Genomic DNA, 13,276 nt, shown 5'->3' with positions numbered 1-13,276 from the left:
AAGAATTGATTTGAAAAGATGATATTTGAAATAGCGTGAAATTACTAAAATAAAAATGACATCGCCAGACGCAGGGTCTGGCGATGGAGCCTCGGAATCAGAGGAAGGACTTGAACGGCAGGTCTGGTTCAATCGTGAAGCAATCATCGAAACCACGCGGGTAGTGGTACTCAAGATTGTCTTTATCCAGCGGCCAGGTGAACTTGCCGCCAACCTGCCAGATGAACGGCTTGAAGCCATACTTGAGGCGGTCTTTTTTCATCTCCCACAGGACGCGAATCTCTTGCGGGTCGGCCTGGAAGTTTGACCAGATATCGTGGTGGAACGGGATCACCACTTTGGTGTTCAACGCTTCGGCCATGCGCAGCATGTCCGCGCTGGTCATTTTGTCGGTGATCCCGCGCGGGTTTTCACCGTAGGATCCCAGCGCCACGTCAATCTGGTGCTCGTTACCGTGCTTCGCGTAGTAGTTGGAGTAGTGGGAGTCGCCGCTGTGATACAGGGAACCGCCAGGCGTTTTGAACAGGTAGTTCACCGCGCGCTCGTCCATGCCGTCTGGCAGCACGCCTGCGGCTTTCTGGTCGGCTGGCAGGGTGATCAGCGCGGTACGGTCAAAGGCATCCAGCGCATGAATTTCGATGTCTTTGATTTTCACCACGTCGCCTGGCTTCATCACGATGCAGCGCTCTTTTGGCACGCCCCAGCCAATCCACAAATCCACGCAGGTCTGTGGCCCGATAAACGGTACGTCGTCCGCGCAGTTTTGCATGACCGCTGCCGCCACGTTCACGTCGATATGATCGTTGTGATCGTGGGTAGAGAGAACGGCGTCGATCTGGCGAATGGCAAAAGGATCAAGCACAAAAGGCGTGGTGCGCAGGTTCGGCTGAAGTTTTTCCACGCCAGCCATACGCTGCATCTGGTGGCCTTTTTTCATCAGCGGATTACCATGGCTCTGTTTGCCGGTGCCGCACCAGAAATCAACGCAAATGTTGGCGCCACCTTCTGATTTCAGCCAGATGCCGGTGCAGCCCAGCCACCACATCGCAAATGTGCCAGGAGCAACCTGTTCCTGCTCGATCTCTTCGTTCAGCCAGCTGCCCCACTCCGGAAAGGTACTCAGAATCCATGATTCACGGGTGATGGTTTTCACTTTACTCATCGTTTGACTCCTGGGTTTAATCAAAAGTAATCATGCTGTGATTTGTTGTGATTAATGCTGTCACTCTTTGAACCGATTTGCAATGGCTATCTTACGGAAAATTCCCCTCGTCACATCACAGAAAAAACGTCATGACGTTGTTAAGATAACCGCTATCTATAGTTAATTGTATGAATATTAAGAATTTATTTATTGGACTGGAACGGTAGTGAAAATCATTACTAACAGCGTGGAAATAAATTGCGTGATGCGTCACAAATAATCAAATGCAATCTTGTGATGATTATTTGTGATTAATAGAGTGAGGGCACCAACCACACAGGGATTGCCCCTCGTGTTCTCATTTTCTGGAGAGAGTTATGGAGATCCTCTACAACGTCTTTACCGTTTTCTTTAATCAGGTAATGACCAACGCCCCGCTGTTGCTGGGTATCGTGACGTGCCTGGGGTACATCCTGCTGCGCAAAAGCGTCAGCGTGATTATCAAAGGCACCATCAAAACCATCATTGGTTTTATGTTGTTGCAGGCGGGGTCTGGCATTCTGACCAGCACGTTTAAGCCGGTCGTTGCCAAAATGTCCGAGGTGTACGGCATTAACGGCGCCATCTCTGACACTTACGCGTCTATGATGGCCACCATCGATCGCATGGGAGATGCGTACAGCTGGGTTGGGTATGCGGTACTGCTCGCGCTGGCGCTGAACATCATTTACGTGCTCCTGCGCCGCATCACCGGTATTCGCACCATCATGCTCACCGGGCACATCATGTTCCAGCAGGCGGGGCTGATTGCGGTTTCTCTCTATATCTTCGGCTACCCAATGTGGACCACGGTCATCTGCACGGCAGTGCTGGTCTCGCTTTACTGGGGCATCACCTCCAACATGATGTATAAGCCAACGCAGGACGTCACTGACGGCTGCGGCTTCTCCATCGGTCACCAGCAGCAGTTCGCCTCCTGGATTGCTTATAAAGTTGCGCCGTACCTGGGTAAAAAAGAGGAGAGCGTTGAAGACCTCAAATTGCCTGGCTGGCTGAATATCTTCCACGACAACATCGTCTCCACGGCGATTGTGATGACTATCTTCTTCGGTGCCATCCTGCTCTCCTTTGGCATTGACGTGGTGCAGGCGATGGCGGGTAAAACCCACTGGACGGTCTATATCCTGCAAACCGGTTTCTCCTTCGCGGTAGCGATTTTCATCATCACCCAGGGCGTGCGTATGTTTGTCGCCGAACTGTCCGAGGCCTTCAACGGCATCTCCCAGCGTCTGATCCCTGGCGCGGTGCTGGCGATTGACTGTGCGGCTATCTATAGCTTTGCGCCAAACGCCGTCGTCTGGGGCTTTATGTGGGGCACCATCGGCCAGCTGATTGCGGTCGGCATCCTGGTGGGCTGCGGCTCCTCAATCCTGATTATTCCTGGCTTTATCCCGATGTTCTTCTCCAATGCCACTATCGGCGTGTTTGCTAACCACTTCGGCGGATGGCGCGCGGCGCTCAAGATCTGCCTGGTGATGGGCATGGTTGAAATCTTCGGGTGCGTGTGGGCGGTCAAGCTCACCGGCATGAGCGCCTGGATGGGCATGGCGGACTGGTCAATCCTGGCGCCGCCGATGATGCAGGGCTTTGCGTCCGTCGGGCTGGTCTTTATGGCCGTCATCATCCTGATTGCACTGACTTATATGTTCTTCGCTGGCCGTTCGCTGCGAGCTGAAGAAGATGCGGAAAAACAAACAGCAGAAGTTTCTGCTCACTAAGGAGTTTCGATTATGACCGTACGTATCCTGGCTGTGTGTGGCAATGGGCAAGGAAGCTCCATGATCATGAAAATGAAAGTGGATCAGTTTTTAACCCAGTCAAACATTGACCACACGGTGAACAGCTGCGCAGTGGGTGAATACAAAAGTGAACTGAACGGCGCGGACATCATCATCGCCTCAACGCACATTGCCGGTGAGATTAGCGTCTCGGGGAACAAATATGTGGTAGGCGTACGCAATATGCTGTCGCCTGCGGATTTTGGGCCAAAACTGCTGGAAGTGATCAAAGAACACTTCCCACAAGACGTGAAGTGAGGACGCCACATGAAACTACGTGATTCGCTGGCAGAGAATAACTCCATCCTTTTACAGGCCGAAGCCAGCACCTGGCAGGAAGCGGTGAAGCTGAGCGTGGACCTGCTGGTTAAGGCGGACGTTGTCGAGCCGCGTTATTACCAGGCCATTCTGGATGGCGTGGCGCAGTTTGGACCCTATTTTGTGATTGCCCCGGGGCTGGCTATGCCGCATGGCCGTCCGGAAGAAGGCGTCAAGAAAACCGGTTTTGCGCTGGTGACATTGAAAAAACCACTGGTGTTCAACCACGAAGATAACGACCCGGTCGACATTCTGATCACCATGGCGGCTGTCGATGCCAACACCCACCAGGAGGTGGGGATCATGCAGATCGTCAATCTGTTTGAGGACGAAGCCAACTTTGACCGTTTACGCGCCTGCCGTACCGCGCAGGACGTGCTGGATTTAATTGATAACGCCACTGCGGCGGCCGTTTAAGAGGAATTGAAAATGTCATTACCAATGTTGCAGGTCGCGCTGGATAACCAGACTCTGTCTCACGCTTACGAAACCACCCGTCTGATTGCGGAAGAGGTGGACATCATCGAAGTCGGTACCATTCTGTGCGTGGGCGAAGGCGTTCGTGCGGTTCGTGACCTGAAGGCGCTCTATCCGCATAAAATCGTGCTGGCGGATGCCAAAATCGCTGATGCGGGCAAAATCCTTTCCCGCATGTGCTTTGAAGCCAACGCCGACTGGGTCACCGTGATCTGCTGTGCGGATATCAACACCGCCAAAGGCGCGCTGGACGTGGCAAAAGAGTTCAACGGCGACGTGCAGATTGAACTGACCGGTTTCTGGACCTGGGAGCAGGCGCAGGAGTGGCGCGACGCGGGTATACAGCAGGTGGTGTATCACCGCAGCCGTGATGCGCAGGCCGCAGGCGTGGCGTGGGGCGAAGCCGATATCAGCGCGATTAAACGCCTGGCGGATATGGGTTTCAAAGTGACCGTCACCGGTGGCCTGGCGCTGGAAGATCTGCCGCTGTTCAAAGGTATTCCAATCCACGTCTTTATTGCTGGCCGCAGCATTCGCGACGCGGAATCTCCGGTGGAAGCGGCGCGTCAGTTCAAACGCTCAATCGCTCAGCTTTGGGGCTAAGGAGCGGGTATGTTGTCAAAACAGGTCCCGCTTGGCATCTATGAAAAGGCACTCCCTGCGGGGGAGTGCTGGCTGGAGCGGTTACAGCTGGCGAAGCAGCTGGGTTTCGATTTTGTCGAAATGTCGGTGGATGAGACGGACGAGCGGCTTGCTCGCCTTGACTGGAGTCGCGAACAGCGTCTGGCGCTGGTGAGCGCCATTGCCGAAACCGGCGTGCGCGTGCCATCCATGTGCCTGAGTGCTCACCGTCGTTTTCCGCTTGGCAGCGAAGATGACGCCGTACGCGCCGAAGGGCTGGAGATCATGCGTAAAGCCATTCGCTTTGCACAGGATGTCGGCATCCGCGTGATCCAGCTCGCCGGGTATGATGTTTACTACCAGGAAGCCAACGATGAAACGCGTCGTCGTTTTCGTGACGGCCTGAAAGAGAGCGTTGAGATGGCAAGCCGTGCGCAGGTGACGCTGGCGATGGAGATCATGGATTATCCGTTGATGAACTCCATCAGCAAGGCGCTGGGCTACGCGCACTATCTGAACAACCCGTGGTTCCAGCTTTATCCGGATATCGGCAACCTGTCGGCATGGGATAACGACGTACAGATGGAGCTACAGGCGGGCATCGGGCATATCGTGGCGGTACACGTCAAAGATACCCGTCCCGGCGTGTTTAAAAACGTTCCGTTCGGCACCGGGGTGGTGGATTTCGAACGGTGTTTCCAGACGCTCAAACAGACAGGTTATTGCGGGCCTTACCTGATTGAGATGTGGAGTGAAACCGCGGACGACCCGGCGGCAGAAGTGGCGAAAGCACGAGACTGGGTGCGCGAGCGCATGGCACGGGCAGGCCTGATGGAGGCGGAACATGCTTAAGCTGAAACAGCAGGTCTTTGAGGCCAATATGGATCTCCCGCGCTATGGTCTGGTGACGTTTACCTGGGGCAACGTAAGCGCCATCGATCGCGAGCAGGGGCTGGTGGTGATTAAGCCGAGCGGCGTGGCCTATGACGCCATGAACGTGGACGATATGGTGGTGGTTGATCTTGAAGGAAACGTCGTTGAAGGCAAATGGCGTCCTTCTTCAGATACGGCAACCCATCTGGCGCTGTACCAGCGTTACCCGTCCCTTGGCGGGGTCGTGCATACCCACTCCACGCACGCCACCGCCTGGGCACAGGCAGGGCTGGCAATCCCGGCGCTGGGCACGACGCATGCGGATTACTTCTTTGGCGATATTCCCTGCACGCGAGCGTTAACGCAGGCTGAGGTCGAAGGCGAGTACGAACTTAACACCGGCAGAGTCATTATCGAAACGCTGGGTGAGACGGAACCACTGCATACACCAGGTATTGTGGTGTATCAGCACGGGCCGTTCTCCTGGGGTAAAGATGCGCATGACGCCGTGCATAACGCGGTGGTCATGGAAGAGGTGGCTCGAATGGCGTGGATTGCGCGCGGCATTAACCCACAGCTTCAGGGCATCGATGATTACCTGATGAACAAGCATTTCATGCGTAAGCACGGCCCGAATGCTTATTACGGGCAGAAGTGAATAAGTGCTCTGGAATACCGAAACAGTTGTAACCGGTGGTATTCCGGAGCCATTCATAAAAAAGCCCCCGGGCAGGGGGCGAGTTATATATTAATTTGATTTTATTTGGCTTTCCTGGTGCTGGCGATAAGCGTTACTGGTAAATATCTGCACTGGCGTGCATATTGCCATTGCTCCCGGGCTCGCGTGTCAGTATGACGTGATAATATTTCGCGCCCTGTGCATCGGTTTCTTCATTAAGCGCCTGATCTGCTTCACTTTCAGTGGCGAAGTTATGATTGATGTAAATAACGCCTAAGCTCTGCACATCATCCATGTTTCTGGCCTGTCGGCTGTCTATCTTGATGGCTGCCATCGCGTTTGCACTGAGCAAAAGCGCAGCCAAAATGGCGGTTGCGATTCTTTTCATGATTTGCGCTCCACGACTGCGTGCTGTGATACGGGGTAATGCTCTCCTTCTCTGTTTCTCGGGGTTCTGATTAAAGTGTAATCGCTACTCTGATTGCGATGGATGACCATTTCTGATGGTGTTGTTCAAAAAAACAGCGCTTCAGATACGAGCGATTTTAAATCACCCACTTAGAACAGCTTTACCCTTTGTGCGAATTATTTGTGCGATCGGCTTGAGTTTCCGGGGGCGCGCAAGTATTATGACGCGTCAATTTTTCAGCCGACCTTTAACACGTTCCTTGCCTCCCCGGGCCTCGGCTGACCCAGACAGGAGGCTGAATAATCCGTAAGGAGCAATTCGATGCGTCATTACGAAATCGTTTTTATGGTCCACCCTGACCAGAGCGAACAGGTTCCGGGTATGATCGAGCGTTACTCTGCTGCCATCACTGGTGCAGAAGGCACGATCCACCGTCTGGAAGACTGGGGCCGCCGTCAGCTGGCTTACCCGATCAACAAACTGCACAAAGCTCACTACGTTCTGATGAACGTTGAAGCTCCGCAGGAAGTGATCGATGAGCTGGAAACTACCTTCCGCTTCAACGATGCCGTTATCCGCAGCATGGTTATGCGTACCAAACACGCAGTGACCGAAGCATCTCCGATGGTTAAAGCGAAAGACGAGCGCCGTGAGCGTCGCGATGATTTCGCAAACGAAACCGCAGATGATTCTGATGCTGGGGATTCTGAAGAGTAATTTCTGATGACCAACCGTCTGGTGTTGTCCGGCACCGTGTGCAGGACCCCCCTTCGAAAGGTCAGCCCATCAGGAATTCCGCATTGCCAGTTCGTGCTTGAGCATCGTTCTGTGCAAGAGGAAGCCGGGTTTCACCGGCAGGCGTGGTGCCAAATGCCCGTTATTATTAGCGGACACGAAAACCAGGCCATTACTCACAGTTTAACGGTCGGTAGCGCAGTAATCGTTCAGGGGTTCATCTCTTGCCACAAGGCAAAGAACGGCCTGAGCAAAATGGTTCTGCATGCCGAGCAGATTGATTTGATAGATTCTGGAGACTAGCCATATGGCACGTTATTTCCGTCGTCGCAAGTTCTGCCGTTTCACCGCGGAAGGCGTTCAAGAGATCGACTATAAAGATATCGCAACGCTGAAAAACTACATCACCGAAAGCGGTAAGATTGTCCCAAGCCGTATCACCGGTACTCGTGCAAAATATCAGCGTCAGCTGGCTCGCGCTATCAAACGCGCTCGCTACCTGTCTCTGCTGCCGTACACTGATCGTCATCAGTAATCGGGCACGGTCCATTAATACGACTTTAAGAGGATAAGGTAATGCAAGTTATTCTGCTTGATAAAGTAGCAAACCTGGGCAGCCTGGGTGATCAGGTAAACGTTAAAGCGGGTTACGCTCGTAACTTCCTGGTTCCACAGGGTAAAGCTGTTCCAGCTACTAAGAAAAACGTAGAGTTTTTCGAAGCACGTCGTGCTGAACTGGAAGCCAAACTGGCTGACGTTCTGGCGGCTGCTAACGCTCGCGCTGAAGCAATCAACGCACTGGGCACCGTTACTATCGCGTCTAAAGCTGGCGACGAAGGTAAACTGTTCGGTTCCATCGGTACCCGCGATATCGCTGATGCAGTTACTGCGGCAGGCGTTAAAGTGGCTAAGAGCGAAGTTCGCATGCCGAACGGCGTTCTGCGTACCACTGGTGAGCACGAAGTTGACTTCCAGGTTCACAGCGAAGTGTTCGCTAAACTGGTTGTTAACGTAGTAGCTGAGTAATTTTTTACTCTGCTCACGTCGAAGCGCCGGCCTTGTGCCGGCGTTTTGCTTTTTAGCGTGACCCTGCATCATCTTTTGTGCTTGTAAGGTCGCTATTCCTCACGCATTCTCTGATAATAAATTGAAACGCAATTTTATTTATGAGAGTCGTCATGGATACCGCTCTGCCCACGCCCGTCTTTGCCCGTCGACATGTGGCCTATGCCTGCGCCACGCTCTGCTGTCTGCTTTGGGGAAGCTCATACCCGGCCATTAAAAGTGGCTACGAACTCTTTCAGATCGCGACCGACGATATCCCCTCCAAAGTCGTTTTTGCCGGATACCGTTTTCTGTTTGCCGGTGCGTTGCTGCTGCTTTTTGCCCTTGCCCAACGAAAACCGATTGGCAGGCTCACGCCAACGCAGTATGGCCAGCTCACGATCCTCGGGCTGACCCAGACCACCATCCAGTACACCTTCTTTTATATCGGCCTGGCCTACACGACCGGGGTGAACGGCTCCATCATGAATGCCACCGGCACCTTCTTCAGCGTGCTGCTGGCGCACTTTATCTACCATAATGACAAGCTCAGCTATAACAAAACGCTGGGTTGTGTTCTCGGCTTTGCCGGGGTGATGCTGGTGAACTTCCACAGCGGATTAAGTGATTTCCAGTTTGTCTGGCAAGGAGACGGATTTGTGGTGCTGGCAGCCTTTGTTCTCTCTGCCGCCACGCTTTACGGGAAACGCATTTCCCAGACCGTGGACCCGACGGTGATGACGGGCTGGCAACTGGGGATAGGCGGGGCGGTACTGTTGGCGGGCGGCTATGCCACGGGCGGGACGCTGGAAGTGCACAGCATGAAGGCCGTCGCCGTGCTGGGGTATCTTACGCTGCTCTCATCCGTGGCGTTCGCCCTGTGGAGCGCGCTGCTGAAAGTGAACCGCGTGAGTATGATTGCCCCGTTCAACTTTGTCATTCCTGTAGCAGGGACGGTGCTTTCCGCCATCTTCCTCGGCGAAAACATTCTGGACATCAAATACGCGATTGCGCTGGTGCTGGTCTGCTCGGGGATCTGGTGGGTGAATAAGCGGCGTGCCTGAGAACAACAGTGCCGGGTGGCGGCTTCGCCTTACCCGGCCTGGGCCCTTAACGTGCTCTGATAAAACTGCCGTCCGGCTGACGGGTAAACAGCACCTGCTGGCCATTCCCCGTGTCAATCGTCAGCCCGGTTACCACGCCGCTGGCATTCTGGCGGATTTGCACCATCTGACCATTTTGCAGATTGCTCAGCGGTTTGCCTGCCCCTTCGACCTGCGCCATGGCATACACATCCGTGGCGGGCAGATTGTGATCGCGGAACAGTTGGGCAAGGGTTTTCCCTGGCTCTACGCGATACGAACGCCACTGCTGCTCAATGCCGGTGGGCTGTTGCGCCTGTGGCGCTGAAGGGGCGGCGGCCTGCTCCTGATCTTCCTGAACGGGTTCAGGTTCAACCGGCGCAACCTGGCCCGGATCGTTAGATGGCGTGACCAGCTGCGTCTGCATCGGCTGTGAATCAGGCTGCGGCTGGCTTTGCGACTGGATATCCAGCTCAGCATTCCGGCTGACCGGCGCGGTATCAACGTTGTCACTGCCGGAAGGAAGCAGGAAGCCGATGACGATCAGCAGCGCGCCGATGATAATGCCTCTGCGGTGCAAAGGCGGCAGCGGGTCCATGATGCGAAAGTTATCCGGCGCATGCCAGATTTTCGCCAGGGTAGGTTTCAGTTCAAATCGCCCGGGCATGGCTCTCCTCCTGCTCCGCGTCTTTTTATCCTGTCCTGAGAAGTGTAGTTTGCTAACTGCCTGATGGGCGTAACAAAGCCAGCTTTCGTGACATATATTTGGGAAAATCCTGACGGCTACTATTGTTTCCGTTTCGTCGCAGTTTGTCACCTTTACTTCAGACAAAGTTTTACCCATAAGGGCATGGCTGATATGCTGCCCGCTACTTTAAATGTGATGGAAGGAAACCCCATGACCACCCCGACTTTTGACACTATCGAAGCGCAGGCAAGCTACGGCATCGGCTTGCAGGTAGGACAGCAACTGAGCGAATCCGGCCTGGAAGGTCTGTTACCGGAAGCGCTGGTGGCGGGTATCGCTGATGCGCTGGAAGGCAAGCAGCCTGCTGTGCCGGTTGACGTTGTGCACCGTGCGCTGCGTGAAATCCATGAACGTGCTGACGCAGTACGTCGCGCGCGTTTCGAAGAGATGGCGGCAGAAGGCGTGAAATATCTGGAAGAGAACCGTGAGCGTGAAGGCGTGAACAGCACCGAGTCCGGCTTGCAGTTCCGCGTAATCAATCAGGGTGATGGCGCAATCCCGGCGCGTACCGACCACGTTCGCGTGCACTACACCGGTAAGCTGATCGACGGTACTGTGTTCGACAGCTCCGTTGCGCGTGGCGAACCGGCTGAATTCCCGGTCAACGGCGTTATCGCGGGTTGGATCGAAGCCCTGACCCTGATGCCAGTAGGTTCCAAATGGGAACTGACTATCCCGCATAACCTGGCTTACGGCGAGCGTGGCGCTGGTGCGTCCATTCCGCCATTCAGCACCCTGGTGTTTGAAGTCGAGCTGCTGGAAATCCTGTAATCGGAATTTCTTATTTTCCTCTCTCCGGTCCGGGGAGAGGAAAAGAGTGATAAAACCTAGAGTTACGACGGAATCAACATTTTGTATTGCAAACGAAACTGTTACGTGTATTTTTGTGAGCTGTTTCGCGCTGTATGAGTGATATGACACTCACTTTCAACATATTATTAACATAATATTCAAATCATAGTATTCATCCCGCCGATTCTTACCTACTATCGATATGCCCTTACACAGGGTCCGTCATTTATTTGGCGTATTTAAAGGCCAGAAGAGCCTTAACAACACAGACAGGCATAAACAGGAAAATATAACATGGTAGATCAGGTCAAAGTCGCCGCCGCAGAAGAGGCGACGTCTGAACAGTCGCTACGGCGTAATCTCACAAACCGTCATATACAGCTTATTGCCATTGGGGGAGCCATCGGCACCGGGCTGTTTATGGGATCGGGCAAAACCATCAGTCTTGCCGGCCCGTCGATCATCTTCGTTTACATGATCATCGGTTTTATGCTCTTTTTCGTGATGCGAGCAATGGGTGAATTGCTGCTCTCGAATCTCGAATACAAATCCTTCAGTGACTTCGCGTCAGACCTGCTCGGTCCGTGGGCGGGCTATTTTACCGGCTGGACCTACTGGTTCTGCTGGGTGGTTACCGGCATGGCGGATGTTGTCGCTATTACGGCCTACGCTCAATTCTGGTTCCCCGGTCTGTCGGACTGGGTGGCCTCGCTGGCGGTGATTGTTCTGCTGCTGAGCCTTAACCTCGCCACCGTTAAAATGTTCGGTGAGATGGAGTTCTGGTTCGCCATGATCAAAATCGTCGCCATCGTCGCACTGATTGTCGTCGGGCTGGTGATGGTGCTGACGCACTTCCAGTCGCCGACCGGTGTTCAGGCTTCGTTTGCCCATCTGTGGAATGACGGCGGCTGGTTCCCGAAAGGTATCAGCGGTTTCTTTGCCGGTTTCCAGATTGCGGTGTTTGCATTTGTGGGGATTGAGCTGGTGGGCACCACGGCGGCGGAAACCAAAGATCCGGAGAAATCCCTGCCGCGCGCCATCAACTCCATTCCGCTGCGTATCATCATGTTCTACGTCTTTGCGCTGATTATCATCATGTCCGTGACGCCGTGGAGTTCGGTGGTGCCAACTAAGAGTCCGTTCGTTGAGCTGTTCGTACTGGTGGGGCTGCCTGCGGCGGCGAGCCTGATTAACTTCGTGGTGCTGACCTCTGCGGCCTCTTCCGCGAACAGCGGCGTGTTCTCAACCAGCCGTATGCTGTTCGGTCTGGCGCAGGAGGGCGTTGCCCCGAGCGCGTTTGCCAAACTGTCTAAACGCGCTGTACCAGCGAAAGGGCTGACCTTCTCCTGCATCTGCCTGCTGGGCGGCGTGGTGATGCTTTACGTCAACCCGAGCGTCATCGGCGCATTCACCATGATCACCACGGTGTCGGCGATCCTGTTCATGTTCGTCTGGACCATCATCCTGTGCTCATACCTGGTGTACCGCAAACAGCGTCCACACCTGCATGAGAAGTCGATCTACAAGATGCCGCTGGGCAAGCTGATGTGCTGGGTGTGCATGGCGTTCTTCGTCTTCGTGCTGGTGCTCCTGACGCTGGAAGACGATACCCGACAGGCGCTGATTGTCACCCCGCTGTGGTTTATCGCGCTGGGGCTGGGCTGGATGTTTATCGGTAAGAAACGTATGGCAGGCATGCGTTAAGCATGTTGCCGGGTGGCGATGACGCTTACCCGGCCTACGTTCGAGGACCTTGTAGGCCCGGTAAGCGCTAGCGCCACCGGGCTTTTTTATTTATCAGCCAATGCGCGCGGGAACAGAACGTTATTCTCAAGGCTGATGTGTTCCATCAGATCGTCGATCATCTCGTTGATGCCGTTGTACATGGCTTTCCAGGTGGTGCACGCCTCTGGCGGCGGTGTGACGTTGTTGGTGGTGTGTTTGATCACTTCCAGCAGTTCGCCAGCGTCATCATGTTCGCTTTCCATCACGCTGATAGGCCCCATGGCCTGGCTGCCCATGCCCTGCTTGATCATCGGGAAGAGGATCTGCTCCTCTTTCATCATGTGGCTGGAAAGTTCTTCGTGCAGCATGGTCAGGTATTTCGCCAGACCGCGCGGTACGGAAGGTTTATCGGCGTGAACGCGTTCCACTTTGGTCGCCTGCAAAATCAGCTCCGGTAGCTGTTCGCGGTGACGGTCGTGGTAACGCACGATGATGTGGTCGATGATTTCAGTCAGCGGCGCGGTGCGCCAGTCTTTATCGACAGGCTGTTCAGCCAGCTGAGCCAGTTCTGCTTCGATAACCTCTACATTCAACTCTTTTCGCGACGCAGCGCGCGCCAGCGTTTGCTTACCGCCGCAGCAGTAATCCATATCGTATTTACGGAACAGCGCAGAAGCGCGAGGGATGGAGAGCGCCAGCTCGCCTAAGGGTTGGTCGCGGAAGGCCATAGCAGTTACCTCATCATCAGGAATATAAGATGCATTTTAAATGCATCTTTAAGCGGATACTAT

General features: G+C 54.2%; 17 protein-coding genes. 13 read left to right on the top strand and 4 right to left on the bottom strand.

Annotated elements, in window-relative coordinates; genetic code table 11:
- Nucleotides 1-97: 97 nt before the first annotated feature.
- Nucleotides 98-1,162 carry an L-ascorbate 6-phosphate lactonase gene (ulaG, locus tag BH712_RS12095; protein WP_006810379.1) on the bottom strand — a complete coding sequence of 355 codons (1,065 nt, stop codon included), beginning with the start codon at nt 1,160-1,162 and terminating at the stop codon, nt 98-100.
- Nucleotides 1,163-1,521: 359 nt separating this feature from the next.
- Here ulaG and ulaA point away from each other — a divergent pair, with 359 nt between their 5' ends.
- Genes ulaA through BH712_RS12065 form a run of 6 tightly spaced genes read left to right on the top strand, consistent with a single transcriptional unit; the run spans nt 1,522 to nt 5,929 of the window.
- Nucleotides 1,522-2,922 carry a PTS ascorbate transporter subunit IIC gene (gene ulaA / locus BH712_RS12090; protein ID WP_006810378.1) on the top strand — a complete coding sequence of 467 codons (1,401 nt, stop codon included), beginning with the start codon at nt 1,522-1,524 and terminating at the stop codon, nt 2,920-2,922.
- A gap of 12 nt (nt 2,923-2,934) precedes the next feature.
- Entirely contained in the window at nt 2,935-3,240 is a 306-nt protein-coding gene (ulaB, locus tag BH712_RS12085) for a PTS ascorbate transporter subunit IIB (protein WP_003856022.1), read from the top strand.
- Between the two features lie 9 nt (nt 3,241-3,249).
- A complete protein-coding gene (ulaC, locus tag BH712_RS12080; protein ID WP_006810377.1) occupies nt 3,250-3,717 on the top strand; it encodes a PTS ascorbate transporter subunit IIA in 468 nt (155 codons plus the stop codon).
- 12 nt (nt 3,718-3,729) lie between these two features.
- Nucleotides 3,730-4,380, top strand: coding sequence for a 3-keto-L-gulonate-6-phosphate decarboxylase UlaD (gene ulaD / locus BH712_RS12075; RefSeq protein ID WP_006810376.1), 651 nt, complete (start codon nt 3,730-3,732; stop codon nt 4,378-4,380).
- 9 nt (nt 4,381-4,389) lie between these two features.
- A complete protein-coding gene (locus BH712_RS12070) occupies nt 4,390-5,250 on the top strand; it encodes an L-ribulose-5-phosphate 3-epimerase (protein WP_006810375.1) in 861 nt (286 codons plus the stop codon).
- On the top strand, nt 5,243-5,929 hold the full coding sequence (locus BH712_RS12065; RefSeq protein WP_006810374.1) for an L-ribulose-5-phosphate 4-epimerase: 687 nt from the start codon (nt 5,243-5,245) through the stop codon (nt 5,927-5,929). The genes BH712_RS12070 and BH712_RS12065 overlap by 8 nt, the downstream gene beginning before the upstream one ends.
- Before the next feature lie 133 nt (nt 5,930-6,062).
- On the opposite strand, the gene yjfY is transcribed toward BH712_RS12065, so the two are convergent.
- Entirely contained in the window at nt 6,063-6,338 is a 276-nt protein-coding gene (gene yjfY, locus BH712_RS12060; RefSeq protein WP_006810373.1) for a DUF1471 family protein YjfY, read from the bottom strand.
- Nucleotides 6,339-6,680: 342 nt separating this feature from the next.
- Between yjfY and rpsF the strand changes: the two genes are divergently transcribed.
- The 5 genes from rpsF (at nt 6,681) to BH712_RS12035 (ending at nt 9,202) form a co-directional block, all read left to right on the top strand.
- The gene (gene rpsF / locus BH712_RS12055) at nt 6,681-7,076 is read left to right on the top strand and encodes a 30S ribosomal protein S6 (RefSeq protein ID WP_003856034.1); all 396 of its coding nucleotides are present in this window, start codon (nt 6,681-6,683) and stop codon (nt 7,074-7,076) included.
- Nucleotides 7,077-7,082: 6 nt separating this feature from the next.
- A complete protein-coding gene (priB, locus tag BH712_RS12050) occupies nt 7,083-7,397 on the top strand; it encodes a primosomal replication protein N (protein ID WP_003856035.1) in 315 nt (104 codons plus the stop codon).
- A 4-nt stretch (nt 7,398-7,401) separates the two neighbouring features.
- Entirely contained in the window at nt 7,402-7,629 is a 228-nt protein-coding gene (rpsR, locus tag BH712_RS12045) for a 30S ribosomal protein S18 (RefSeq protein WP_000135199.1), read from the top strand.
- A gap of 41 nt (nt 7,630-7,670) precedes the next feature.
- Nucleotides 7,671-8,120: a 50S ribosomal protein L9 gene (gene rplI / locus BH712_RS12040; protein WP_006810372.1), complete on the top strand. Its 450-nt coding sequence runs from the start codon at nt 7,671-7,673 to the stop codon at nt 8,118-8,120.
- 152 nt (nt 8,121-8,272) lie between these two features.
- Nucleotides 8,273-9,202 (top strand): DMT family transporter, encoded by a 930-nt coding sequence (locus BH712_RS12035; protein ID WP_032673692.1) that lies wholly within the window; start codon nt 8,273-8,275, stop codon nt 9,200-9,202.
- Nucleotides 9,203-9,248: 46 nt separating this feature from the next.
- Here the strand turns inward: BH712_RS12035 and BH712_RS12030 are convergent, their stop codons facing one another.
- Nucleotides 9,249-9,887 (bottom strand): OapA family protein, encoded by a 639-nt coding sequence (locus BH712_RS12030; RefSeq protein WP_032673691.1) that lies wholly within the window; start codon nt 9,885-9,887, stop codon nt 9,249-9,251.
- A gap of 231 nt (nt 9,888-10,118) precedes the next feature.
- On the opposite strand from BH712_RS12030, the gene bamJ reads away from it, so the two are divergent.
- Together bamJ and cycA are read left to right on the top strand one after the other, a co-directional pair.
- Complete coding sequence (gene bamJ / locus BH712_RS12025; protein ID WP_008502892.1) at nt 10,119-10,739, top strand: BamJ family beta-barrel-assembly machinery protein; 621 nt, start codon at nt 10,119-10,121, stop codon at nt 10,737-10,739.
- Between the two features lie 315 nt (nt 10,740-11,054).
- Entirely contained in the window at nt 11,055-12,464 is a 1,410-nt protein-coding gene (gene cycA / locus BH712_RS12020) for a D-serine/D-alanine/glycine transporter (RefSeq protein ID WP_006810368.1), read from the top strand.
- 86 nt (nt 12,465-12,550) lie between these two features.
- On the opposite strand, the gene ytfE is transcribed toward cycA, so the two are convergent.
- Nucleotides 12,551-13,213, bottom strand: coding sequence for an iron-sulfur cluster repair protein YtfE (gene ytfE / locus BH712_RS12015; protein WP_006810367.1), 663 nt, complete (start codon nt 13,211-13,213; stop codon nt 12,551-12,553).
- Nucleotides 13,214-13,276: the final 63 nt, after the last annotated feature.

It is taken from the genome of Enterobacter hormaechei ATCC 49162 (assembly GCF_001875655.1).
Lineage (GTDB): Bacteria > Pseudomonadota > Gammaproteobacteria > Enterobacterales > Enterobacteriaceae > Enterobacter > Enterobacter hormaechei.
The sequence above is the reverse complement of the archived record's forward strand: the minus strand, read 5'-3'. Positions and strand labels throughout refer to the sequence as shown.